We start from the raw sequence: 23,008 nt of genomic DNA, 5'->3' as shown, positions 1-23,008 counted from the left end.
GTGGAACGCATCAGGTGGTACCTCTCGCGGGAGGGTTAAGTATCTTGTTGCTGACATTTACTACGCTTCGAGTGAATCGTTCGATTTCGGGAGTATAAGGTCCTAGAAGGCGTGTGAACTTCTACCAGAGCGAGTAAACAGTCTATCTACCAGACTCTCAACACAACTCGGTGTCGAGTTCAGACCTGATGCGGGTCGACAGGATCAGGAGATACAGCGTCGGCGTCACTCGTCGACAACAGTAGTCATCGAACGGTTTACACAGCGATCGTACTGCTGTCGTACGATCGGGTACGCACTGATTCCGATGGCTACTGGACCTGCTCGCTCATCCACTCGTACTGCTCACGGAGGCGCCGTTCCCCCGCGTCGGTGAGCGAATACTTGTCGGTGATGCCGTCGGTCCTGTGGGTGACGAAGCCGGCGTCTTCCAGGGCCGTCAGCGCCCCGTAGAAACTCTGTGGTTCGATACGCGTGTCGTAGCGGGATTCGAGGCGGGTCTTGAGGCGCTGGCCGCCGAGTTCGCCGTCCTCGGCGCCGGCCAGCAGGATGCACATGTCCCGTCGGCGCCCGCTCTGGAGCCACTTCGGCATACCCGGACAGAAGCGAGCGGGACTCTCGGCTCTTTCGACTGCGCCCGCCCCGTGTTCGGAACCGGTAGCTTCGACTGTCTCCAGTCCAACTCCACGACGATGACCGACACCGAAGCGGTCGCGGACGGCATCACGGCGACGTACCGCGAGACGGAGACCGAGCGCCTGCTGACATTCGAACGGGACGGCCGGACCGCTGCCATCGCACAGAACGTCGAGGGGTACGCCATGCTGAAGGTCCGCCCCGCCGCCGATGGCGACGAACTGGAGCGATACTACGGCTTCGACATGGCGCTGGACCACGCGGCCGAGCTATTGGGGACCGACGCCCACTCGCTCCCGGTGCCCGCGGCCGCCGACGACATGGGGATGTAACCTGCGACGGCAGGCAAAGAGTGAAACCACGCCACGTGGTACGGTCACACATGAGCGTCGAGCAGGAGCAATCGGAGCGGACCATCAGGTGCCTGGTGGCGAAAGTGGGACTGGACGGCCACGACAGGGGTGCCCACGTCATCTCTCGGGCGCTACGGGACGCCGGCTTCGAGGTCATCTACTCGGGGCTGCACCGCTCGCCCGAGGAGGTCGTCCAGGCCGCCGTCCAGGAGGACGTCGACGTCGTCGGCATCTCCATCCTCTCGGGAGCGCACAACACGCTGGTCCCGAAGATCCTCGACGGACTGAAACAGTACGACGCCTTCGACGACCGTCTGATCCTGGTCGGCGGCATCGTCCCCGACGACGACAAGGCCGAGTTGCGCGACCGGGGCGTCGACGAGATATTCGGCCCCGGCGCCTCGATGGCGGAGATGATTACCTACATCCGCGAGCACGCCCCCGAGCGATGAGCGACCTCGTCTCGGACGTCCTCGCCGGCAAGCACAGTGCGCTGGCCAGAGTCATCACCAACATCGAGAACCGGGCACCGGGCTACCGCGAGCAGGTCTCGGCGCTGCACGACCACGCCGGCGACGCCGACGTGATCGGCGTCACGGGCAGTCCCGGCGCCGGCAAGTCCACGCTGGTCGACAAGGTCGCAGCGGCCTACCGCGAGCAGGGCGACACCGTCGGCGTCATCGCCATCGACCCCTCCTCGCCGTTCACCGGCGGCGCAGTCCTGGGCGACCGTATCCGCATGGCTTCCAACGCCGGCGACATGGACGTCTTCTTCCGCTCGATGTCCGCCCGCGGGTCGCTGGGCGGCCTCTCGACGGCGACGACCGACGCCGTCACCGCGCTCGACGCCTTCGGGAAGGACAAGATCGTCGTCGAGACGGTCGGCGCCGGCCAGAACGAGGTCGACATCGTCCGGACTGCCGACACCGTCGCCGTGCTGGTCCCGCCCGGCAGCGGCGACGACGTCCAGATGCTCAAGGCCGGCATCCTCGAGATCGCCGATGTCTTCGTCGTCAACAAGGCCGATCTGGACGGCGCCGACCGGACCGTCCAGCAGTTACGCGAGATGCTCCAGGAGCGCGGCGGCCGCCCGGAGACCGGCCACCACGGGACCATCGCCGAGACGGTGGGTGACGGTGCAGGGGTCACGACGGCCGAGGAAGGTGACGCGTGGGACCCACCCATCGTCGAGACCGTCGCGAACCGTGGCGAGGGCGTCGACGCGTTCCTCGACGCGCTGACCGACCACGCCGCGTTCCTCGACCGCACCGGCCGTCGCGAACAGCAGGCCCGCGAGCGCTACGCCGCCGAGATACGAACGCTCCTGCGGGAGGACGCAAACGGGCTGCTGTCGGACGAACTCGAACGGCGGGGCGGGTTAGACGAGTTCCTCGACCGGGTCGTCGCTCGCGAGACCGACCCCTACAGCGTCGTCGACGAACTGCTGGCGCCGTTGCGGAAGTGTCTGTCAGAGGAGCGGTCGTAGTTTCCCACCACGGTTAAGCCCGTTCCGGCCCTCGTCTCGACGTATGAAACTCCGAAAGGCCCTGGGTGTCGCCGCCGGGACTGTCGGCGCGACGGCGCTCGCGAACCGTCTCCTCCAGTCCCGCGCTGCAGAGTTCGAACCGTTCCTCGACGGGACCCAGCGGAGCTACCGCTGGCGTGGCTTCGACATCGCCTACACCGAGGCCGGCGACCCGGCCGACCCAGACCTGGTCCTCTTCCACGGCATCAACGCCGCGGGCAGCAGCCACGAGTGGCACGCGGTGTTCGACCGACTGGCCGAAGAGTACCACGTCGTGGCGCCCGACCTGCCCGGTTTCGGGCACTCGGATCGGCCGCCGCTACTCTACTCGGCGTCGCTGCTGACAACGTTCGTCCGGGACTTCGTCGCCGACAACACCGAGGACGCGACGGTGGTCGCCTCCTCGCTGACGGGTGCCTACGCCGCCAGCGCCGCCAGCGAGGTCGACGTGGCCGAACTCGTCCTGATCTGTCCGACCGATTCGTCGATGGGCGACCGGAACGTCTGGCTGCGCTCGCTGCTGCGCTCGCCGCTGGTCGGCCAGGCCGTCTACAACCTCATCGTCTCGAAGCGGTCGATCCGGCACTTCCACGCCGACCACGGCTACTACGACATGGCCAACCTCACCGACGAGGTCGTCGACTACGAGTGGCTGTCGGGCCACCAGCCAGGCGCCCGGTTCGCGCCGGCGTCGTTCGTCTCGGGCTTCCTCGACCCCGAAGCGGACCTGGGGGACACGCTCGCAGAACTGGACGTGCCGGTGACGCTGGTCTGGGGCGCCGACGCTGACATCACACCCCTCTCGGAAGGGCGGAAACTGGCCGAGCGGGCCGACACCAAACTCGTCTCGATCGAACAGTCGCTGTTGCTCCCCCACGTCGAACATCCCGCGGAGTTCGTCGACATCGTCCGCGGTGAGACGACCACCGTTCCGATCGAGGACTGATCAGCGCGGGCGGAAGACCACGAGCCGGTCCCCGGTGGTCACGCGCTCGCCGACCTCGATGCCGACCATCGTCCCGATATCGACGTCCTCCGGGTCGACGCCCCGGACGATCCCTGTGATCGTGACCGGGCCGAAGTCCGCGACGGCGGTGACGTAGGGGGCGTCGTCCTCGAACTGTGGCGTCGGGACGGTGATGGTCGTATGCGTGAGCACCTCGCCAGCGTCGGGCAGCGGTGTCTCGGTGAGGTCCCGCGAGCCACACTCCGGACAGATACGCCGCGGCGGGAGCCAGCCGTGGCCGTTCTCACATTCGATGTAGTGGCCCTCGTCGCCCTCGATGGCGTCGAGCCAGGCGTCGTACTGCCCGTCGGGCGCTCGGTCGGTCATTCTGCCACCTCCAGGACGTGGACCGTCGTGGACGCCACGGTCCCGCCGGCGTTGTGGGCGACGCCGACAGTTCCCTCCGGCACCGCGTCGGCCCTGGGATGGGTGCCGTCCAGGACCCAGGTGATCGTCGCCAGTTGGGCGACGCCGGTCGCACCGACGGGGTGTCCCTTGGCTTTCAGGCCACCCGAGAGGTTCACCGGCAGCTCGCCGTGGCGGTCGGTCTCGCCGTTCGTCGCCGCGAAGATCCCCTCACCGCGCTCGTAGAGCCCCAGCGACTCGATGGCGAGCACTTCCGCGATGGTGAAACAGTCGTGGACCTCGGCGACGTCGACGTCGTCGGGTCCGACGCCAGCGTCGGTGTAGGCCTCCTCGGCGGCCTTGTCGGCGGCCGGCGTCTGGGCGAGGTGGGGGCGGTCGTGGAGCGCGAGGTTGTCGCCACCCTGCCCGGTTCCGGTGACGGCGACCGGCGCGTCCAGGCCGTGGTCCTCGGCGTAGGCCTCGCTCGTCAGGACCGCTGCGGCCGCGCCATCGGTGATCGGACAGGAGTCGTAGAGCCCCAGCGGGCTCGCGATGGTCGGCGCTTCCAGCGCGTCCTCGACGGTGATCTCTTTCCGAATCTGGGCGTGGTCGTTGACGAGGGCGTGCTCGTGGTTCTTGACCGCGATGTGGGCGAGGTCCTCGTGAGAGCCACCGTACTGGTCGAAGTACGACCGGGCCATCAGCGCGTAGGCGCCGGGGAAGGTCATCCCGGCACGGACCTCGTAGAGGTCGTCGGCGGCGATGGCCAGCGCGTCCGTCGCGGCCGCGGTCCCGATGTTGGTCATCCGTTCGGCGCCGCCGACGACGATGACGTCGGACTCCCCGCTCCGGATCGCCCGGACCGCCTCACGGATGGCTGCCCCAGCGGAGGCACAGGCCGCCTCGAACCTGGTCGCGGGGGCGTCCAGCCCGATGGCTTCGGCCATCAGCGGTCCCTGATGGCCCTGGTGTTCGGCCAGTTCGCCCATGAAGTTGCCGTAGTACAGGCTGTCGACGTCGTCCGGGTCGACGCCGGAATCGTCCAGTGCTTCGAGTCCTGCCTCGGCGAACAGGTCGCGACCGGTCCGTTCGGGGTGTTTCCCGAACTTCGTGACACCGGCCCCGGCTACACGTGGGTCTGACATTATCTATCAGTGCGTACCGAGTACTTAAATGTCTGCCGCATATGTGACCACTTGTCACGAAAACAGACCGTCGAAACCGCACGACGGCACCCGATTATACAAATTCCCAATATATACCTTCGAGAGTTCTAGACCCTTCGAAGGTATCGATAGACGGCGTGGATTCCTGGTGGCAAAGAAGTGTTGATAGGGTGATAATAAGGGCGCTCCAGAAAGAGACAACACACTGATAGGGTGCACCGTCTCGAAGAGATTGCTGTACCGACCCCACTCAGTCGTATAGCAGATGTGGACGAGACGGACAGCAGACGGGATCAGTCGACGATCTCCGAGACCCGTCGGGGCTCACCGGAGAGCGCCGGGTCGGACTCGACGATCTGCAGTACCTCGTGGTCAGTGACGTCCGGGTAGGACTTCTGTGTCGCGTCCTCGATCAGCGATTTCTCCAGGCGGAACTCGGTGCCCTGAAACACGACGTCGACGCCCTGCTCGTCGAACGAGAGAACCGTCATATACCAGCGTACGGGCGTAGCAGATAAAAGTGTAGCTTCTCGCCCCCACAAGACAGTTACTCCCGGCTCCGAAACGGCAGCTATGACGAGGACTGTCGATCTCTCGGTGTCTGTCCGGACCCGGCAGTATCTCGACGCCGGTGTCCTCACCGGCTGGGTCACGCTCCCACTGATAGCCGTAGTGCTTCGGGCAGACGTCCCAGGCGTCCTGGCCGTACTCGTGGGGTGGCTCACAGTAGTCGTCCTGTGGGTCCGGCGCCTGGATGATGCCGGCGACGGGACGACCTGGGACGCGATCCCGACCTGGCAGTACGACGGTCGGTTCGCCGGTATCGGTGGTCTCACCCGCGGTGAGCAGGCGGAAGCGCTCGGGGACAGGGACGACGGGTAACGGCCGCGTCAGACGCACGTCAGACGCTCGTCGTGCACACCCTGAGGCTTTAATACGAGTGGAACCGCTTGTTGGCACGTGCCATTCGGTTCTGACCCGCTCTCGGAACTCGCGATCCCCGACGGGACGACCGTCGAGGAACACGACCTGGTGACGGACGGTGACGTCATCGTCGGCGGGCAGAGCACGGTCGAGTTCGGCGTCCGGGGCCGGTCGGTCATCGCCGACGAGCGCGTCCGCTTCGGCGGCCACATCGAGGCCGAAGGCGACTGTCGACTCGATATGTGGTGTGACGTCGCCGAGAACGTCCTCGTCGGCGAGGACGCCTACATCGGCGAGCGCGTCCACGTCGGCGGCGAGTTGCGTGTCGCAGGCGATCTGGACATCGGCGACGACGTCGACATCGAGGAGGGATTCGAGGCCAACGGCTGGATCGTCATCCGCAACCCGATGCCGACCATCGTCTTCCTGTTCGTCTACCTCTCACAGTTGCTCCGCATCGGCGAGGACGAGGCCGCACAGGAGGTCGTCGACGAGGTGCTCGGCAACGGCGCCGACGACCACGACCCAGTGTTGATCCCGCGGGGCGCGACCGTCTCCGACGACACCTGGCAGGTCTCGACGCCGGCGACCGTCGGCGACGACTGCCGACTCCACGGCAACATCCGTGCGGAGTCCCTGGAGGTCGGCCGTGATACCACCGTCTTCGGCAGCCTCCGCGCCCGCGAAGATATCGCCGTCGGCCGCGGGACCGAGATCAAGGGCGACGTGACCACCCGCAACGGTGACGTCCGTGTCGGTCCCGGGGTGAAGGTCTGGGGCGATATCTCGGCCGACAACGTCGACCTCCACGAGAACGCGACCGTCGACGGAACCATCCGTGCCCGCGGCGAGATGCGGATGCATACCGAGGCGGTCATCGAGCGTCCGGACGAATCCGCCGAAGCGATGGCGGAGATGGCCGAGGAACTGGCGGCCGACGACGAGACAGGGGCGACCGCCGAGACCGACAACGCCGTCGAGGAGGCCGACGCGGGAACCAACGACGAGTCCGACGCTGTGGGCGAGAGCGAGTCCGACTCCACCACGGACGAGGCGACCGAGGACGACGAGCGGGTCGAACCGGCCGAGTAGGTCTCCCACCAGCGACACCTGCGAAACCGAAACCCCCTTTTCCCAGACTGCGGTATGCGATAGCATGCTCTCGATCGCGCTTGCCGGCAAACCGAACGCCGGGAAGTCGACCTTCTACAAGGCGGCGACGATGGCCGACGTGGACGTCGGGAACTACCCGTTCACGACCATCGACGCTAACCGCGGGGTCAGTCACGTCCGGACCGACTGCCCCTGTCTGGATCGCGACGAGCGGTGTGGGGACGAGCACTGTCACGACGGGAAACGGTACGTCCCGATCGAACTCATCGACGTCGCCGGTCTCGTCCCCGGCGCCCACGAGGGGCGCGGGCTGGGCAACCAGTTCCTCGACGAACTGACGAACGCCGACGTCATCCTCAACGTCGTCGACGCCTCTGGCGGGACCAACGAGGAGGGCGAACCCGTCGAAGTCGGCGAACACGACCCCGTCGAGGACGTCGACTTCGTCGAGCGGGAGATGGACCTGTGGCTCGCCAGCATCGTCGACCGGAACTGGGAGTCGGTCGAACGCGCCTCCCGCTCGCCCGACTTCGACATCGACGAGGCGCTGACGGACATGCTCGCCGGCGTCGGCGCGACCGAACTGGACGTGGCCCGTACGCTCCGAGAGATGGAGTATCCCGACGATCCCATCGCCTGGACCGACGACCACCGGGAGACACTGGCCAGCGACATCCGACGCCGGACGAAACCGATCGCCGTCGTCGCCAACAAGGCCGACATCGCGCCCGAGGGCAACATCGACCGGCTACGGGAGGCCGCCGAGGTCGTCGTCCCCGCCACCGCGGACGGCGAACTGGCACTGCGGAAGGCCGCGAAGGCCGGCGCCATCGACTACGATCCGGGCGACGATGACTTCGAGATCGTCGGCGACGTCAGCGACCAGCAGCGCGAAGGACTCGATCGCATCCGCGAGGTGATGCACCAGTGGGGCGGCACCGGCGTCCAGCAAGCGCTGGACACCGCCGTCTACGGTCTGCTCGACTACTTCACGGCCTACCCGGTCCAGAACGACACGAAGTGGACCGACGGCCAGGGCAACGTCCTCCCGGACGCCTTCCTCCTTCCGCAGGGCTCGACGCCGAAGGACCTCGCGTATGCCGTCCACTCCGACATCGGCGAGGGCTACACTCACGCGGTCGATGCCCGAGCGAACCGGCGAATCAGTGACGAGACGGAACTGGAAGAGGGAGCCGTGGTGAAGATAATAAGTGATAACTGAGAACGGCCGTACTCTCGCTCGTCGCCGCCGCGGCCCCCAGCTGTCGCCCCACCGGTCGGTGGGACTGCTACGCGTCGTCGCCGCCGAGCGGACTCGACGCCTCCGATTCGTCGTCGGGGCCCTCGGACCCATCGGCTACTCCCTCTGCTGGTGCAGCTATCTCCGGGTCTTCACCCGGCGTCTCCGTCGGGGCAGCCGGCGGCTCGTAGGTGTAGCAGTACCCGTCGTGGACCACGTGGTACGACTGGCCATCCGGGGCCTCGACGACGCTGTTGTCGGTGTCGATCGCGAAGTCCACGAGGTCACCCAGCGACGCCGCCCGCGCTTCTGGCAGGTCGTGAACGTCGGGCGGCAGTTCGATAGTTGTGATCCAATCGTCGAAGGTCTCTCTTTCGTCCTCGTAGGTGAGCCGTTGCCGCTCGACGTCGGTCAGCGCGAGGCCGTTGCGCGTCCGCGCGACCACGAGAGCGGTAAGCGCGACGAACGCGAGCCCGATCAGCGCGGGCCCGCCGACGGTTTCGAGAGTGCTCGGTTCGCGGGGGACCTGGACGGTCTCGGTCGTCTGGAACTCCTGCGTGCTAGCCGTGGCGTTGACACGGTAGGTTGCTGACTGGAAGGCGATCGGGAGCACGTACTCCATCGTCCGGTTCACGGACTGGCCGTTGACGGTGCCGGTGATGCGTACGAGCGAGACGATTTCCATCCGCGGATCGCCAGGTGGTCGACCCAGTTGTTCCTCGATCTGTTCGGTCCGGTTCATCGTTCGGTTGACATCGACGCTGAACGGGACTCGCATCGTGTCGTCAGGCGACAGCGAATCGACACGCGCAGTGGTGAGCGTGCGTGTCCGGCTCCACACCTCGGTCGTTTGTTCGCGATCCCGTTCAACCGAGCGGACCACCGCCCGTTCCACGACCGCCACGTCGAGTTGCCCGCTGTCGCTCGCGTTGTAGTCGAAGACGAAACTCCCGTTCAACACCGGCGCGGCGAACGCGAGATACACCGACCGATTCGACAGTTCCGTTCCGTTGTCGTAGATCGGGTTCGATTCCGTGACTGTCGCCCGGTGCTCATAGTTGGCAGTCATCGACCACGAAGTCGCGACCCGTTCTTCCGTCGTCGTCCCAGGTTCGACGTGAGCACCGTAGGTGAGCCAGCCACCAAGGAGTGCGAGGATCAGTAGTCCGACGAGGACAGTTGCGAACTGTCTGTCGAAGAGAGAACGCAGACGGAGCCAGCGTCTCGACATTACCTCTTCGGCGTCCCATTGAAGAATTGTTATTTATACCATATTCATCGGTTGGTGGGGATTACCCCAGGACACAGTGGACGAGACTGGCTTTGGTTGTATGGTGTCTGTGTGGAAGCCGTGATTCACAGCGGCTTCACGACGTCGAAATCCTCGCTGTAGTGTTGGATCGCCCACGCGTCGAGAGCCGAATCTAGTTGCTCGTCCGCTGATTGGCGGTCGGCTGCGTCCACGGTCAGTATGTGAGTCCATTCGCCGGCGTCGTCGTCGAACCCGAGCGCATACGCCGTGTCGTCGACGGCGAGCTTGATGGCGTAGATCTCGATGTTCTCGTCGTCTCCGAGCCCGCCATATGGCACGACATCGACCTGCTCTCTGCTCCCGAGTTTCGCGATATCCGGTGCGCCCAGCGGCCTCCGCGGAAGGTTCGTAATTGATGCCATCTGACGAGAGTATTGACAGAACACGACTATTGCTATGATCAGAGTACCGTCTTCAGGGACGGGACAAGGGATACCTTTCCGCCGACAAAGCTCGCAGCAGCAGAGACACTGGCCAATCTGGGACGAGCGGGTCCTTCGTGACGCCAGCGCCTACTACTTCAGCGTCGGGTCCGAGGTCGTCCTGTTTCATCCCACGGTATCTCGATCAGTAGAGCTTCCTGAATTGTCTACGGAGGTGGGCGAATACGGAGAGCTCACGGCCACGTGAGCGATTGCGAGCACGACCCGTTCCCACGAGTCGAACGCCGAACAGGTAGAACGGGATAGCGACGAGCGCATCGATAGCGAGGATCGGCGCCCACGGGTGGTACCGATAGAGATGGCTGAGAACGTCCTGGGGGAGGAGCGCGAAGTATCGATGCTCGCCGAGATACCGACGGGAGTCGTGAGGACCCTGTGACGGTGAGATAAATGCCGTCACCTCCTCCGTGGAGTGGGGCCCAACTGTTAGGCGGTTAGACGAGGTCTCGATCTTCTGGCTACCCGGTTCGAGATAGACGACCATCGGGAGGAACGCGCTGTTCGAAACGTGTAGCGTCGCGGCTTCAGTGCCTGATTTGATCGTGTGAAACTCGTGATACCCGGACGGAGCCGCCATGCCGACCGTCATCGCGGTGACGATAGTGAGTGTGAATACTATCAGAAGAACCCGTACGTTCAAGCCTGTATCGCGCTTGGACGACCGTTCGCGGGACTTCGACTGGGCGCTGAACCACTCACGGAGCACGTCTGCGCCGTACAGTCCCAGCATGACGATGGCGATGAGGGTGGCGAACCCCTGTGTTCCCAGGAGCGTCCGGGACCCGACGAATCCGGCGAAATGACGCTGGACGCGTTCTAAGATCGTCTGCGTTCCGGTGACGGCCTGTCCGAGCCGTGGGATGACGACGACAGTACCGTGGATCTGCAACGCCTTCGCGACCACCTGCTCGTCACGGACGGGGGGCTCGCCGGAGCCAGACTGATCCGGGATCGGATTCGCGTCTCCTTTCGTAATATACCCGTGATCGGTCTCCCCAATGACGCGGTGCGTGGTGAGGCCCCCGTCGTGAAGTACCTCCGCCCGGAAGGTGACGACGTCTCCCTGGTCTACTGGCCCAGCGACCGCGGACGGTATCGCGACGAATCCGTCACCCGGTTGGAGTGTCGGACTCATACTATCGGTCGCCACGTACCCGAACAGGACCGGTTGACCGAGCCATCCGCTGAGCAGGAGCGCGACGATGGTAACGAGAAGCGCTGCGGTCACAACTCGCGAGAGAGCGGCCCTGACGGTCATAGAACTCCATAGAGAGATACCTTCAATAGTTATCGACCGCCTATCAGAGGAAGCGTATCGACAATTTGGGTCGGAAGAAATGAGGGGGTAATTAGGTTACACTCCCGCTGATACTCGGTCGATCAGGGCGGGGACCCGTTCGTCTTCTCCATGTGGATGACGAACTCGTCGTCCGCGTCGACCAGTGACGAGAGGCTGTCTCCTGCAGACAGTCCGGAGTCAGTTAGATCAACATGGACACCAACAACTTGTCGCACGGGATCGTCGTCACCCATCCCCATACTCTCAGCGTTACCGATACCTTCAAGCGAATTGGCGGGCTCACTGTCCCGGTAGAACGTCAGTCTCGAGGTCGAATTCTCGATCCAGAGCCAGTACTCGTGGACCGAGTTACCGGATGGATTCTGATTTTCCACCTCGAAGATCCCGTCAAATCGGTTGTCCGAATCGGGGTTGAGGCCAGCGCCACCGCTTCCGATATCCCCGAAGAACAGGCGCATCTCTCCATTCGACCGGAATTCGAGATGTTCGCCGTTGATAGACAGTGGATTGATCGCCACGTACGCACTGCTGGGGCCGTCAGCAGCGACCCGTCCGCGAACACCACGTTCCATACTCGTTTCTGTGATAGCACCAGTCCCCATCACGGCACTGGCACCAGCAGCAAGCGATCCAAGTCCGACCAGGAATTTGCGTCGTTGCATTATTTTGGTCTCCGTTTGCACACCCGTCCGACCAATCACGCATCCGACACCACGGCCGGGGGTGCTCACGTTATGCCACGTGGCATCACCCCTTTTGTATAGACCAGTGACAGTACCCAATGGCTCTTTGCGGGGGCGAAACCGGCGCATTCGCCTCGCAAACCCTCTTTTCGGTTCGATAGCGCCGACTTACCGGATGTCGGTTTCGCGGAGTAGTACAACGAAGCGAGTAAGCCGCTCGTTCACGGGATTGTCAGGTCTCTAACTATAACGGGTCGGCGAGTGCGTATCGGCGGCGTCGCTGTGAGAGCCACTCAGGGACTATGAGCAAAGCCGATGTCAAGTACACGGGAGCGGGGACTAATAGCACTGGTCAAACACCCTCCGAGAACGCGGTCTTCGAGATCCTGAGCAACAATCGACGACGGTTCGTCTTCCACTATCTCAAGAACTGCGATCGACGCGTCTACCTCCGTGAACTCGCGGAACACGTCGCCGCCTGGGAGAACGAGAAACCCATCGACGGGCTCACCTCGACAGAGACCAAGCGGGTCAAGACAGCCCTCCATCAGCACCACCTGCCGAAGATGGACGCCGAGGGGTTCGTCGAGTACGACCGCCAGCGGGAGACGGTCGCGCTGGCCGATGCCGTCTCCGATCTGGAAGTGTACCTCGACGTGGTGCCTGGTGTCGACATCCCCTGGAGCCTGTACTACGTCGGGCTCTCGATGGTTGGAATCGTCGCACTCGTCGGTGTCGGTTTCGATATCGGTCCCGCTGCTAGTGTTCCGGACTTCTCCTGTGCGCTGTTTCTCGTCGTGGCCTTCTTCGTCTCTGCCAGCGTTCATACGTACCTCAACCACTCGCAACTCCGACTGGGAAGCACCGCGGACCCGCCGGAGGTGGGCGAACGATGAACGGGAGACGGGTCGCCCTCCTCGTCGGCGTGGCGCTCGTCGTCGCCTCGCTGACGGTCCAGACCGGCGGCGTCAGCACGATCGGCGCCGACCGGACGGTCGAGATCAGGGTCGCCGAGGATCCGGACGCCTACCTGGGGATCGAACACCCGGAGCCAGTGACGGTTTCGGGGAACGAGAGTAATGTTTCCCTTCTAACAATCACGAACCGGTTCCCGATGGAGATCAAAATCCGCTACGATTTCGTCCGGAGCGACCTCGAGGGCCCGCCCGCAATCGAATCCTGGAACGATATGGATACCGTGGACAGTGGCGAGCGGACTGCGTTTGAGGTGATGGTCGACTGTGAGAACACGACGGCCGCCGGACAGTACACGATCGACATCTTCGCTGCCAGCGAGAGCGTCAGCGTCGAACTAGATAGAGTAGTGACGATCGAGTGTGGGTGACCGTTCCGCACCCATTTAGCCCAGTGGCTGGAACCACACCGCAGCCACTAACACCGCCAGGAAAAGGTACGAACCACGGATGAGTAGCATCGTCGCCAGTTCGGAGTCCGCACGGTGTGCGAAGGCGGCGACGGCACCGAAGACGACACCCGCTCCGGCGGCGGTCGGTGGCACCGTGGGTAGCACGGCCGCCAGCGCCACCACACCGGCCATCGCGCCGACGAGTAGTCCGACGGCAAGGTGACGCGCCCGTTTGGGGCCCAGCACGACGGCGACGGTCCGTTTGTCGATGCTGGAGTCGTAGTCGTAGTCCTGTTCGTCGTCGATGACCTTGATGCCGGTCAACAGCACGAGGAACACCACGGCCAGGCCAGCCACGCGGGGCGAGAACGCCGTCACCTGGGCGTAATAGCCACCCAGCAGCGCGAGCGCGATGCCCGTCGGGTAGCCCATCGTCGCCCCGACCGGGTTCATATCGAGTTGCGGGGCGTGCGTGTAACCGATGAGCCACGTCGGCACGGTGACCAGCGCCGCCACGGGCCCGACCAGTGCCCACAGGCCAGCGGTACAGGCCGTGAACGCGACCCCAGCGCCGACGAGCGCCCCCCGACACGCGGTGCTCGTCAGCGGGTGGTCGTCGTCCTCGCCCCGGACGTAGAAGTCGACGTAGCCGTCCTTGACGTGGGCGGTGTAGACGGCAAAGAACATCGCGCCGGCGTGCAGGGCGGCCACGCGCAGGTCGACACCACCCGCCAGGAGCGCGCCGAACAGCGACGTCGCCAGTGGCGGGAGCATGAACACCGGGTGGACCTGCGACCAGAGAGCCCGTCCCGCCGCCGAAATCCCCGTGTCGTGTCGGGAGATTGCCATACGTCGACAACGGAGCGATAGGGCAAAAAGTCTCGTGCGGTCGCCGGCGCGGCGACTCAGACCCAGTTGTCCCGTGTCAGTACGAACGGCGAGATGTGGGAGGCCAGTTCTCTGGCTGCGTGCTCGGTCGACACGTGGAGTTCGCCCGCGACCGGGCCGGTCTCGCCGCCGACGCCCTCCGTCTCCGAGACCGGATCTGTTCCCGTCGGGTACGGCCGGCGTGATCGGACTCGGTTCCGGAGTTTCTGGACGGTCTCCGTCGACAGTTCGACGTCGAGATGCTGGAGGTCGTAGCGGACGATATACCCGCGTTCGCCGAGACGGATCGCGAGCACCGGCTGTCCCCGATCCGCACACCGTTGCCAGATGTCCTGTTGCTCGTCGACTGTGTCGTACAGTGGCACGTTCGACGGGGCGAGGTGTTCCATCGACCCACAGTATGAACCCGACCAGTATCCACCCTTCGGATTCCGTGGCGTCAGCGCAGGGTCGTGTAGCTCAGGCCCGCGATGGCGACGAACTGGAGCGAGCGCAACACCAGCACCGCCTCCTGGACGTGGGGGTCGCCGGCGTAGAAGCTCTGCATCGAGAAAAAGAAGTAGACGGCGATGGCGTTCTCCGCGAGCATCGCTACGGCGAACGCGAGCAATCCGGCGACCAGGCCGGTCCTGAACGTCGCGTAGTTACGCGCCCAGATCCCTACCAGCGGGAGCAGGAGTACCACGTTGATCCCCGCCAGCACGGCCGCTGCCGTGATGAGCGGTCCCATCGCCATCAGCGGCCCACCCCCGGGTCGTCGGCCTGTCCCGTCCATCCAGTCCGGTGTCGGTGTGTCGTACGCCCGTTCATGTGTCCATCTGCTCGACGATCTCTTCGAAGGTGTCACGGTACTTGTCGAACCGGTCGGTGAGGAAGTACAGTTTCGCGTAGTCCTCGTCGCCCGACTCGACGACGTCGTGTTCTTCGAGTTGCTCCATGTGGTGGCGGATCGTCTTGTACCCCACGTCGAGTTCGTCGGCCAGTTCGTTTGCGTTCATCGGTCGGTCAGAAAGAGCGTCGATGATGCGCGCCCGGTTGGCTCCGCCGCGCGTCGCCGTCAACAGGTACCAGAGCGCCTTCTCCATCGCACTGTCTTGACACGTTTTCCTCGTGCCTCGATTATAACGCTGTCTCTCTCCGGTCGCCCCGTCTCCGCGTCCGATGCCCGTCTCGTGTACGTGCGACACACCTGATTCGGCTAGTCGGAACCACGCCACCGTCATAACCGTTGTTCGAACTCTCTTCCGAGACTGTTCCAAATTCGGGCCCCATCCATGACCCTGGTGGACAGTTTACCTGGTGATACATTTTTACCTGGCGACAGCATACGTGCCGTCGAATGAACGAGGCCGACGCTGGGGTGAGCACCTTGCTGGCGGACCCGACGACGGTCCTGCTGTTAGTCCCGACCGGCGAAGACGGGGACGACGCGGCCTGTATCGACCTGCTCACGGTAGACGTACCGGAGAACTCGAACGTGCTCAGCGTCACTGTCGATGCGACACCGGACGAGCGCCTCTCGGTGTGGCAACAACGCCTCGACGACAGCCGACCCCGACGGGCGGCCATGATCGACGCCAGCGGAGATCGGTCGAAGGGGTCACAGGCCGCCGGCACCGACGCGTTTCCCGAGATCGATCTGGAAGTGCTCGCGTCGGACGCGGAACTCGTCGATCTCGTGGCGGCCACTGCACAGATACTGGGCAGGTGGGACGAGACACCGGAGTCGTCGGCACTCTGTTTCCACTCGGTGACCGGGTTGTTGCGCCCGTTCGCGCGCGACGACGTCATCTCCGTGGTGAACGCGCTCAACGACGTCTGCGAGCGCACGGATACCGTCGCCCACCACCACATGGACCCGACGGCCCACAGCGAGGAGACGGTCGAACTGTTCCGACCGCTGTACGACAGCGTCCTGGAGTACGACTGCGAGACCGGCTGGACCGTCCTCGGGGCCGACCGGCCAGACGACGCGCCGACGTTCAGGGAGTCCGGTGCGCCGCCGGGCGGTGTCGGGAAGTGGGACCCCGACCGCCCGGAGACGATTCCCATCCCCTACTCGTTCGACCAGGCGCTGAACCTCATCTCGGTCCCGAGGCGCCGGACACTGCTCTATCACCTCAAGGACCGGACGGACGAAGAGATCCCGCTGGACGATATCGTCGACCAGGTGGTCGTCCGCGAGCGGTCGATCCCGGTGCGTGAGGCTCCCGAGTCACGGGAGTCGGTGATGGTATCGCTGACCCACACCCACCTCCCGAAACTGTCCGAGCTGGGAATTCTCGAGTACGACAGCGACGCGAAGGTGGTCCACTACCACGGCAACCCCGCACTGGAGTCGTTCGTCCGCTACATCGAGACGCTGGAACTCGGGTAGCTACTTGACGGCCGCGGTTGCCTCGGCCATGACCTCGATGGCGTCTTCGAGTGTCTCCATATCGGTCGCGTAGGAGATCCGCGCATAGCCGGCCCCGCGTTCGCCGAAGGCGTCGCCCGGAACCACGACGACACCGCGATCGATGACTTCGTCGACCCAGCCCTCGGGCACTTTCGGCATGGCGTAGAAGGCACCCTTCGGCGTCGGACACTCCAGCCCCATCTCCGCGAGCCCATCGAGCAGGACGTCTCGGCGCTGTTCGAAGGCCTCGCGCATCTCGGCGACCGGTTCCTGTGGCCCCGTCAGTGCCGCTTCGGCCGCGTACTGGGCCGGTGCCGAGGCACACGCCTGGGCGTACTGGTGGACCCGGAGCATCCGCTCGATGCGCTCGGTCGAGCCAGTGACCCACCCCAGGCGCCACCCGGTCATCGAGTAGGCCTTCGAGCAGGCGTTGACGACGACGACGTTACCCGAGTCGGTGAACTCCGCCGGCGAGCGGTGCTCGCCCTCGAAGACCTGGTGTTCGTACACCTCGTCGGAGACACAGAGGACGTCGTGCTCCTCGGCGATGCGGGCGAACGCGCGCATGTCCTCGGGCGACTGGACCGCGCCGGTGGGGTTGGCCGGGGAGTTGACGACGAACGCCGCGGTATCGTCCGTGATGGCGTCCTCGACGGTCGCCGGGTCCAACGTGAGGTCCTCGCGCAGGCCGACGGGGTTCGGCGTCCCGCCTGCCAGATGGGTCAACGCGTCGTAGGAGACGAACCCAGGGTCGGGAAAGATGACCTCCTCGCCGGCGTCGACGTGGGCCTCCAGCGCGATATGGAGCGCCTCGCTCCCTCCTGAAGTGGCGATGATGTCGGCCGGGTCGACGTCGAGGTCGTTGTCCCGGGCGTGCTTGGCCGCGATGGCCTCGCGCAGTTCCTCGGTACCCTTGTTGGACGTGTAGGCGTCGGCCTGCCCCGCGCGGATAGCGTCGACGGCCGCCTCGCGGGCGTGCTCGGGCGTGGGGAAGTCAGGCTGGCCCAGCCCGAGGTTGATTGCGTCCTCGCCCGCTGCCTCGAATACCTCGCGGATACCGGAGATGGAGACCGCTTCGACACGACTGGAGAACCCTGTCATACTCGACCCAGTGGGGGCCGGCCCGATAATTCTTCCCGAATCCGCGTGGGCGAGGCGGGATGCAGTGACGAGCGCGTTCCCGGAACGGCGCTCACTCCTCGACCGACGTTCGAAGGTCGTCGATAGCGCTCTCCAGTTGCCGGAGCGTGGCGTCGGCGTCGCTGTACCCCTTCTCGTAATCCTCGTAGGCGGCGTCCGCGGCCGCCAGGAACTCGACGACTGCCGCCTCGGTGTCGGTGGACTCGTCGCTCATGGCCGAACCGACGACCGGGCGCGTAAAAAACGTCGGTGCCTGCCGCCGGTCACTGGGTGACGTCGTACTCGACGTTGGCGTCGCGGAGCGCGTCGGTGACCCGCCCGACGGTGTTCTGGGTGGCGACGACGACGGCGTCCAGTCCACGAGAGGCGGCGTCGGCGGCGACCTCGCCCGGTGCGAAGTACGTCGTGGGCTCGACGCCGGCCTCCCGGAGCGCCGAGACGGCCTCGACGCCTGCAGCGGTCACGAGCGGGACGTCCGCACAGGCAGCCGCGAGTTCGTCGTGGTCCTCCACTCGCCCCGATCTGATCGTCGGGACCTGGATCACGCTGACGTGGCCCGGATCGAGGTCGATGACACCCTCGAACCCCGTGACGCCGACCACGTCGCCCGCGTCGGCATCGGTCGTCGTGACGCCGGTCGCGCCACCGTCGTCGCCGGGCCGGGCGTGCAACAGCCCCTCCGAGAGCGAGAGCGTGACGGTCTGGCCCTCCGTCACGTCGGCCTCGGCGATGGCGGCGTCCTCCTGGACGCTGCCCAGGACGTCGCCGGTGACGTGGTCGACGAACCGCTGAAGGTCCGTCGCCGACTGGAACACCCAGTCGACCCCCTCTTTGGTGACCCGGTAGCGCGAGCGCCCCTCCTTCTCGACGAGGCCGTCGCTGACCAGGTCCCGGATGTACTCGCTGACGGCCTGACTCGTGACGCCGACGGCCTCTGCGACTTCTCCCTGACTGACCGCGGGTTGTCGCTGTGCGATGGCGACAAGGACCCGAAACCGGGTGGCGGCTCGCTTGTTCTCGAGGACGTCGACCATACCGGTCCAAGGGACGGCGGTGCCTAAAACCCCACCGACAGCGGGTGCGTCACGGCTTTGTGCCCCCGCCACCGAGACCGACCGTATGCCGGCACCCGCCACCATCACGTACGACGACCGAGCGCTCGTGCTCGACGGGACGCTCGTCGTCGCGGACCTCCACGTCGGCCGGGGCACCGGCGGCTCCCTGGAACTGCCGGTCGGGTCGAACACGGAGATGGTCGACCGGTTCACGTCGCTGGTCGAGCGCCACGACCCCGAGGAGGTGGTGGTCGCCGGGGACCTGCTGCACTCGTTCCAGACCGTTCCGAGAACTGTCGACGACACCGTCGTCGGCCTCCGTCGCGCATGCCGGGACGCTGGCGCCCGCCTCGTCGTCGTCCCCGGGAACCACGACACGATGCTCGACCAGGTCTGGGACGGTCCCACCGAGTCGACCTACCGGATCGGCGAGACGGTCGTCTGTCACGGCCACGAGGAGCCGGGCGTCGAAGCAGACCGATACGTCGTCGGCCACGACCACCCGACCATCGTCATCGAGGGCCAGCGCCGGCCCTGCTATCTGGTCGGGGCCGCGCAGTACCGCGGCAGCGAAGTGGTGATGCTCCCGTCGTTCAACGCGCTCAACGCCGGCGTCGTCGTCAACGAGATGCACGCCGCGGAGTTCCAGTCGCCGCTCGTGACCGACGCCGACGGGCTGGAACCGGTCGTCTGGGACGAGGGTCGCCGCGAGACCCTCTCGTTCCCGCCGCTGGGGGAGTTCCGCCGAATGCTGTAACGGTAGGTATTTGAGGAATCGCGGTGGACAGCCGAACATGGTTCAGACTGGTGCTGCACTGGCACTCATCGGGATTACGCTGCTCTCGCTGCTGGCACTGTACTTCGCGACGATCAAGTACGTCTCGGAAGTGCTGACCTCCGAGGAGGGCCACGACCACGAGGGAAACACGAATAGCGGCGGTCCGGTCGTATAGACCGCCGCCGGCGTTCTCGACGGCGACAACCATTTTCTGAGCGGTAGCTACGATTTCGACCTCACGCAGTGAGCAGGTCGGCCGCGACCCGCCCGCTCTCCAGTGCGCCCTGAATCGAGGACCAGCGGGTGTAGTCGCCGGCCAGAACGACCGGCCCCTCCGGCGCGTCGGGGTCCGGGAGACCGGTGCGGAACCCCGGCGGCTGGGCGAACTGAGCAAGTGGAACCCGGTCGGTCCGCAGCAGTTCGAGGTCGTCGAAACTCGCCGCCGGGTACCACGACCCCAGCGCCTCACCGACCGCGGCCGCGAGGTCGGTGTCGTCGTCATCAGGCGACCCGAGGAACGTCGCGCTGTACAGTTCCATCCCCTCGGGCGCGTACTCCGGCGCGACGGCGGACATCGGCGCGACCGTGTTGGGCCGGTCGTCCGCTGCGTTCAGCACGATCCGTTTGCCCATGTCCGGTGCGCGGTTCGTCGGTAGCGCGAAGTACTGGGTGACACAGCCGAGGATGTCCGTCGAGATACCCGGTACGCCGGTCAGGTCCGCCGCCGTCTGTGGGTCGGTCGCGACGACGGCACCGTCGGCGGTGATCGTCTCGCCGCCCACCTCGACGGTGGCTTCGCCGTCGTCGCCGGAGACCGTCGCAACCGAGCGGTCGGTCTCGATGGTGGCGCCGGCCGCCCGCGCACGGTCGGCCAGCTGTTCGGGCATCGCCTGCATCCCCTCGGCCGGGACGAATATCTCGCCCTCGCTCAGCATCTTGTAGGTGTACTCGAAGACGAGGCTGTCCGTGCCCAGCGACCGGTCCAGCGTGATGCCGCCGTAGAACGGCGCGGCGAAGCGGTCGACGAACTGCTGTGAGAACCCCTCGTCGGCGAGGTAGTCCGCGATGGTCTTCCCGCCGCCTTGCAGGATCGACTCCGTGTCACGTCGAGCCAGTTTCCGCTGGAGCGTGAACAGGCGGAGTTTGTCGGCGGTCCCGACGTCCCGGTTGAACAGCGTCTCGACGGCCGCCGTCGGTTTCCGCAGCGGGTCCGATAGCACCGAGCGGTGGTTCGGACGCGCGATTGTCGCGCCGGGCGTGAACGGCCGCGGGGAGAGCGCCTCGACGTCGAGTTCCCGCTGGACGGCCGGATACGCCGAGAACAGCACCTGGAACCCTCGGTCGAACGTGTACCCGCCCTCGTGGGCAGTTCTGACCCGTCCACCGACGGCCTCGCGGTCCTCGAAGACGGTCACGTCCTGTCCCGACTCGGCGAGGTGGCGCGCGGCGACCAGTCCAGCCAGTCCGCCACCGGCGACGACGACGTCTGTCATTGGCGGCCATTGTGGGCCGCCGGACAAGAGCGTGCTGGACCGTGACCGACAGTATTTGTGGCTCCCGGCCACAGTGTCGACCATGGAGACGACAGCGACGTTCCGTGGCCTCAGCTGTACCGCGTGCGGGCACTCGGCCGACACCGACGCGACACGGTGCCCGGACTGTGGCGGCATCCTCGTCGGCGACTACGACGCATCCGAGTTGACGCCCGCGGCCCTCTCGGGCAGGACCGCACGGTCGACGGCGCTGCTCCCGTTCGACACCGAGACGCTCGTCAGCATCGACGAGGGCGGGACCCCGCTGGTCGCCGTCCCGAATCTGGCGGACGAACTCGGCGTCGCGGCCGCCTACGTCAAAGACGAGGGCCGCAACACCACCGGCTCGCTCGCCGATCGGAAGCTCTCGGCGGCCGTGACCGCTGCCGTTCAATCGGGCGCCGACGCCGTAGCGACGCCATCGACGGGCAACGCCGCACAGGCTGCCGCCGCCTACGCCGCCCGTGCCGACGTCGACTCGAAGGGCTACGTCCCCTCGCGGTGTCCGTTCCTGAACAAGGCGATGGTCAACGTCCACGGCGGCGACATGCGCGTCGTCGAGGGCCGCTACGACGACGCCGTCGCGGCCTTCGAAGAGAGCAGTGGCGACCGCTACAGCGTCGCGCCGGGGCACCCGTTCCGCGTCGAGGGCGCCAAACCCGTCGCCGTCGAGACGGTGGCCGACCTTGAGTGGACTGCGCCGGACGCCGTCGTCCACCCGACCGGACACGGCGAGACGCTCGTCGGGCTGGAACGCGGGTTCGCCGGCGCCGCCGCGGCCGGCCTCGTCGACCACGAACCCGAACTGTACGCCGTCCAGCCCGAGGACTGTGCGCCCGTCGCCGACGCGTGGATCGGCGACGAGACCGACCCGGTGCCCGTCGAACATCCCGACACCATCGTCGGTCCCCTGGAAGTCCCCGACCCTGCCGCCGGGAATGCCGCCCTCGGCGCCGTCGAATCCTCCGGCGGCGGCGCGGCCACCGTCGACGACAAAGCCATCCTCCAGGGCGCCGTCGACGGCTGTGAACTCGGTCCCGAGGTGGGTGCGACCGGCGGGACTGCGGTCGCTGGCGCTCGCGAACTGGCCGACAGGGGCGCCTTCGCCGACGACGACGTGGTCGTGCTCGTCAATCCCGTCGCCGGCAGCAAGGAGGCCGACCTGCTCCGGAGTCACCTGATGAGCCAGGGCATCTAGGCCGCCGCGTGCTGTTTGGCCATCGTGTAGGCCTCCCGGACCCGTTTGAACTCGTCCTCGTCGCCGCCGTGGTCCGGGTGGACCTCCTTGACCCGCTCGCGGTAGGCCGACTTGATCTCGTGGGTGCTGGCCCCGTACTCCAGTCCGAGTTCCTCGAACGCCCGTAATGCCGGATCACCCGACCGATCCGGATCGGGCTCGAGTGTCACTTCCGGCACCTCGAAGGGCAGTCGGGTGCCGAGATGGATGCCCGGCATCTCGTGTTCGACGAGTACTGGGTGCGTCGGCGAGCGTTCGATCCGGTAGTAGGCCCTGGCGTCGAACGTGATAGCCACGTCGCGTTTGGGCAGATAGAAGGCCACGTGTTGCCCCTCGACGAAGTGGTTCTCGGCGAACTGCTCGTCGATGGCCTGCAGGTACTCCCGCAGTTCCGTGCGGCGTCGCTCCTCGCCACCATCTCGCATCCGCCGGGCCTCCTGCTCGGCGGGGAACAGCCGGTTCGCCGCGACGAACAGGCCCGCGACGACGACGCTCCCGATAGCGCCGAGTATCAGGCCGAGTACGAACCAGTTCGGGAGCGTGATCACCTGGGCCTGCACGGCCTCGT

The 23,008-nt window shown here is 65.8% G+C and carries 30 protein-coding genes; 13 read left to right on the top strand and 17 right to left on the bottom strand.

What is annotated here, in order from left to right; genetic code table 11:
* Positions 1-311: 311 nt before the first annotated feature.
* A complete protein-coding gene (locus Hhyl2_RS02995; protein WP_483549241.1) occupies positions 312-593 on the bottom strand; it encodes a PadR family transcriptional regulator in 282 nt (93 codons plus the stop codon).
* A gap of 99 nt (positions 594-692) precedes the next feature.
* Here Hhyl2_RS02995 and Hhyl2_RS02990 point away from each other — a divergent pair, with 99 nt between their 5' ends.
* From Hhyl2_RS02990 to Hhyl2_RS02975, 4 genes are read left to right on the top strand one after another with little or no spacing between them, the layout of a single operon-like run.
* On the top strand, positions 693-968 hold the full coding sequence (locus Hhyl2_RS02990; protein ID WP_483549240.1) for a DUF7111 family protein: 276 nt from the start codon (positions 693-695) through the stop codon (positions 966-968).
* A 50-nt stretch (positions 969-1,018) separates the two neighbouring features.
* Complete coding sequence (locus Hhyl2_RS02985; protein WP_483549239.1) at positions 1,019-1,441, top strand: cobalamin B12-binding domain-containing protein; 423 nt, start codon at positions 1,019-1,021, stop codon at positions 1,439-1,441.
* Entirely contained in the window at positions 1,438-2,475 is a 1,038-nt protein-coding gene (meaB, locus tag Hhyl2_RS02980) for a methylmalonyl Co-A mutase-associated GTPase MeaB (protein WP_483549238.1), read from the top strand. Before Hhyl2_RS02985 ends, meaB begins: the two co-directional genes overlap by 4 nt.
* A gap of 43 nt (positions 2,476-2,518) precedes the next feature.
* Positions 2,519-3,460 carry an alpha/beta fold hydrolase gene (locus tag Hhyl2_RS02975; RefSeq protein WP_483549237.1) on the top strand — a complete coding sequence of 314 codons (942 nt, stop codon included), beginning with the start codon at positions 2,519-2,521 and terminating at the stop codon, positions 3,458-3,460.
* On the opposite strand, the gene Hhyl2_RS02970 is transcribed toward Hhyl2_RS02975, so the two are convergent.
* The 3 genes from Hhyl2_RS02970 to Hhyl2_RS02960 all read right to left on the bottom strand — a co-directional run bounded on the left by Hhyl2_RS02970 (position 3,461) and on the right by Hhyl2_RS02960 (position 5,522).
* Positions 3,461-3,847, bottom strand: coding sequence for a Zn-ribbon domain-containing OB-fold protein (locus tag Hhyl2_RS02970; RefSeq protein ID WP_483549236.1), 387 nt, complete (start codon positions 3,845-3,847; stop codon positions 3,461-3,463).
* On the bottom strand, positions 3,844-5,010 hold the full coding sequence (locus tag Hhyl2_RS02965) for a thiolase domain-containing protein (RefSeq protein ID WP_483549235.1): 1,167 nt from the start codon (positions 5,008-5,010) through the stop codon (positions 3,844-3,846). Before Hhyl2_RS02965 ends, Hhyl2_RS02970 begins: the two co-directional genes overlap by 4 nt.
* 314 nt (positions 5,011-5,324) lie before the next feature.
* Complete coding sequence (locus Hhyl2_RS02960) at positions 5,325-5,522, bottom strand: DUF5800 family protein (RefSeq protein WP_483549234.1); 198 nt, start codon at positions 5,520-5,522, stop codon at positions 5,325-5,327.
* An 82-nt stretch (positions 5,523-5,604) separates the two neighbouring features.
* Between Hhyl2_RS02960 and Hhyl2_RS02955 the strand changes: the two genes are divergently transcribed.
* The 3 genes from Hhyl2_RS02955 (at position 5,605) to Hhyl2_RS02945 (ending at position 8,290) form a co-directional block, all read left to right on the top strand.
* Positions 5,605-5,913: a hypothetical protein gene (locus Hhyl2_RS02955; RefSeq protein ID WP_483549233.1), complete on the top strand. Its 309-nt coding sequence runs from the start codon at positions 5,605-5,607 to the stop codon at positions 5,911-5,913.
* Between the two features lie 78 nt (positions 5,914-5,991).
* On the top strand, positions 5,992-7,047 hold the full coding sequence (locus tag Hhyl2_RS02950; RefSeq protein ID WP_483549232.1) for a polymer-forming cytoskeletal protein: 1,056 nt from the start codon (positions 5,992-5,994) through the stop codon (positions 7,045-7,047).
* A gap of 64 nt (positions 7,048-7,111) precedes the next feature.
* Positions 7,112-8,290, top strand: coding sequence for a redox-regulated ATPase YchF (locus tag Hhyl2_RS02945; RefSeq protein WP_483549231.1), 1,179 nt, complete (start codon positions 7,112-7,114; stop codon positions 8,288-8,290).
* Positions 8,291-8,357: 67 nt separating this feature from the next.
* On the opposite strand, the gene Hhyl2_RS02940 is transcribed toward Hhyl2_RS02945, so the two are convergent.
* The 4 genes from Hhyl2_RS02940 to Hhyl2_RS02925 form a co-directional block, all read right to left on the bottom strand.
* Positions 8,358-9,539, bottom strand: coding sequence for a DUF5305 domain-containing protein (locus Hhyl2_RS02940; RefSeq protein WP_483549230.1), 1,182 nt, complete (start codon positions 9,537-9,539; stop codon positions 8,358-8,360).
* Positions 9,540-9,664: 125 nt separating this feature from the next.
* The gene (locus tag Hhyl2_RS02935; protein WP_483549229.1) at positions 9,665-9,982 is read right to left on the bottom strand and encodes a DUF7964 domain-containing protein; all 318 of its coding nucleotides are present in this window, start codon (positions 9,980-9,982) and stop codon (positions 9,665-9,667) included.
* 205 nt (positions 9,983-10,187) lie between these two features.
* Entirely contained in the window at positions 10,188-11,321 is a 1,134-nt protein-coding gene (locus Hhyl2_RS02930) for a signal peptidase I (RefSeq protein ID WP_483549228.1), read from the bottom strand.
* A 122-nt stretch (positions 11,322-11,443) separates the two neighbouring features.
* A complete protein-coding gene (locus Hhyl2_RS02925; protein ID WP_483549227.1) occupies positions 11,444-11,821 on the bottom strand; it encodes a hypothetical protein in 378 nt (125 codons plus the stop codon).
* 527 nt (positions 11,822-12,348) lie between these two features.
* Here Hhyl2_RS02925 and Hhyl2_RS02920 point away from each other — a divergent pair.
* Positions 12,349-12,942, top strand: coding sequence for a DUF7344 domain-containing protein (locus tag Hhyl2_RS02920; RefSeq protein ID WP_483549226.1), 594 nt, complete (start codon positions 12,349-12,351; stop codon positions 12,940-12,942).
* Positions 12,939-13,391, top strand: a complete 453-nt coding sequence (locus Hhyl2_RS02915) for a hypothetical protein (RefSeq protein ID WP_483549225.1) — start codon at positions 12,939-12,941, stop codon at positions 13,389-13,391. Before Hhyl2_RS02920 ends, Hhyl2_RS02915 begins: the two co-directional genes overlap by 4 nt.
* A gap of 15 nt (positions 13,392-13,406) precedes the next feature.
* On the opposite strand, the gene Hhyl2_RS02910 is transcribed toward Hhyl2_RS02915, so the two are convergent.
* The 4 genes from Hhyl2_RS02910 to Hhyl2_RS02895 all read right to left on the bottom strand — a co-directional run bounded on the left by Hhyl2_RS02910 (position 13,407) and on the right by Hhyl2_RS02895 (position 15,385).
* Entirely contained in the window at positions 13,407-14,261 is an 855-nt protein-coding gene (locus tag Hhyl2_RS02910; RefSeq protein ID WP_483549224.1) for a UbiA family prenyltransferase, read from the bottom strand.
* Positions 14,262-14,317: 56 nt separating this feature from the next.
* Complete coding sequence (locus tag Hhyl2_RS02905; RefSeq protein WP_483549222.1) at positions 14,318-14,689, bottom strand: hypothetical protein; 372 nt, start codon at positions 14,687-14,689, stop codon at positions 14,318-14,320.
* Positions 14,690-14,739: 50 nt separating this feature from the next.
* Entirely contained in the window at positions 14,740-15,036 is a 297-nt protein-coding gene (locus Hhyl2_RS02900) for a DUF8036 family membrane protein (protein ID WP_483549221.1), read from the bottom strand.
* A 70-nt stretch (positions 15,037-15,106) separates the two neighbouring features.
* The gene (locus tag Hhyl2_RS02895) at positions 15,107-15,385 is read right to left on the bottom strand and encodes an ArsR/SmtB family transcription factor (protein ID WP_483549220.1); all 279 of its coding nucleotides are present in this window, start codon (positions 15,383-15,385) and stop codon (positions 15,107-15,109) included.
* 254 nt (positions 15,386-15,639) lie between these two features.
* On the opposite strand from Hhyl2_RS02895, the gene Hhyl2_RS02890 reads away from it, so the two are divergent.
* Positions 15,640-16,677, top strand: coding sequence for a DUF7504 family protein (locus tag Hhyl2_RS02890; RefSeq protein WP_483549219.1), 1,038 nt, complete (start codon positions 15,640-15,642; stop codon positions 16,675-16,677).
* On the opposite strand, the gene Hhyl2_RS02885 is transcribed toward Hhyl2_RS02890, so the two are convergent.
* From Hhyl2_RS02885 to Hhyl2_RS02875, 3 genes are all read right to left on the bottom strand, one after another.
* Entirely contained in the window at positions 16,678-17,799 is a 1,122-nt protein-coding gene (locus tag Hhyl2_RS02885; protein ID WP_483549218.1) for a pyridoxal phosphate-dependent aminotransferase, read from the bottom strand.
* A gap of 91 nt (positions 17,800-17,890) precedes the next feature.
* Complete coding sequence (locus tag Hhyl2_RS02880; RefSeq protein WP_483549217.1) at positions 17,891-18,052, bottom strand: hypothetical protein; 162 nt, start codon at positions 18,050-18,052, stop codon at positions 17,891-17,893.
* 49 nt (positions 18,053-18,101) lie between these two features.
* On the bottom strand, positions 18,102-18,872 hold the full coding sequence (locus Hhyl2_RS02875) for a DUF7839 domain-containing protein (protein WP_483549216.1): 771 nt from the start codon (positions 18,870-18,872) through the stop codon (positions 18,102-18,104).
* An 85-nt stretch (positions 18,873-18,957) separates the two neighbouring features.
* On the opposite strand from Hhyl2_RS02875, the gene Hhyl2_RS02870 reads away from it, so the two are divergent.
* Together Hhyl2_RS02870 and Hhyl2_RS02865 are read left to right on the top strand one after the other, a co-directional pair.
* The gene (locus tag Hhyl2_RS02870; RefSeq protein ID WP_483549215.1) at positions 18,958-19,650 is read left to right on the top strand and encodes a metallophosphoesterase; all 693 of its coding nucleotides are present in this window, start codon (positions 18,958-18,960) and stop codon (positions 19,648-19,650) included.
* A 37-nt stretch (positions 19,651-19,687) separates the two neighbouring features.
* Positions 19,688-19,846, top strand: coding sequence for a hypothetical protein (locus tag Hhyl2_RS02865; protein ID WP_483549214.1), 159 nt, complete (start codon positions 19,688-19,690; stop codon positions 19,844-19,846).
* 61 nt (positions 19,847-19,907) lie between these two features.
* Here Hhyl2_RS02865 and Hhyl2_RS02860 read toward each other — a convergent pair whose 3' ends face one another.
* A complete protein-coding gene (locus tag Hhyl2_RS02860) occupies positions 19,908-21,164 on the bottom strand; it encodes an NAD(P)/FAD-dependent oxidoreductase (RefSeq protein WP_483549213.1) in 1,257 nt (418 codons plus the stop codon).
* Between the two features lie 82 nt (positions 21,165-21,246).
* On the opposite strand from Hhyl2_RS02860, the gene Hhyl2_RS02855 reads away from it, so the two are divergent.
* Positions 21,247-22,401: a threonine synthase gene (locus Hhyl2_RS02855; protein ID WP_483549212.1), complete on the top strand. Its 1,155-nt coding sequence runs from the start codon at positions 21,247-21,249 to the stop codon at positions 22,399-22,401.
* Here Hhyl2_RS02855 and Hhyl2_RS02850 read toward each other — a convergent pair.
* Entirely contained in the window at positions 22,398-23,000 is a 603-nt protein-coding gene (locus Hhyl2_RS02850; protein WP_483549211.1) for a J domain-containing protein, read from the bottom strand. The genes Hhyl2_RS02855 and Hhyl2_RS02850 overlap by 4 nt on opposite strands.
* Positions 23,001-23,008: the final 8 nt, after the last annotated feature.

The sequence above is a fragment of the Haloarcula sp. H-hyl2 genome, from assembly GCF_056934385.1.
Note: the sequence above shows the minus strand (reverse complement) of the source record. Positions and strands in the feature narration are given on the sequence as shown.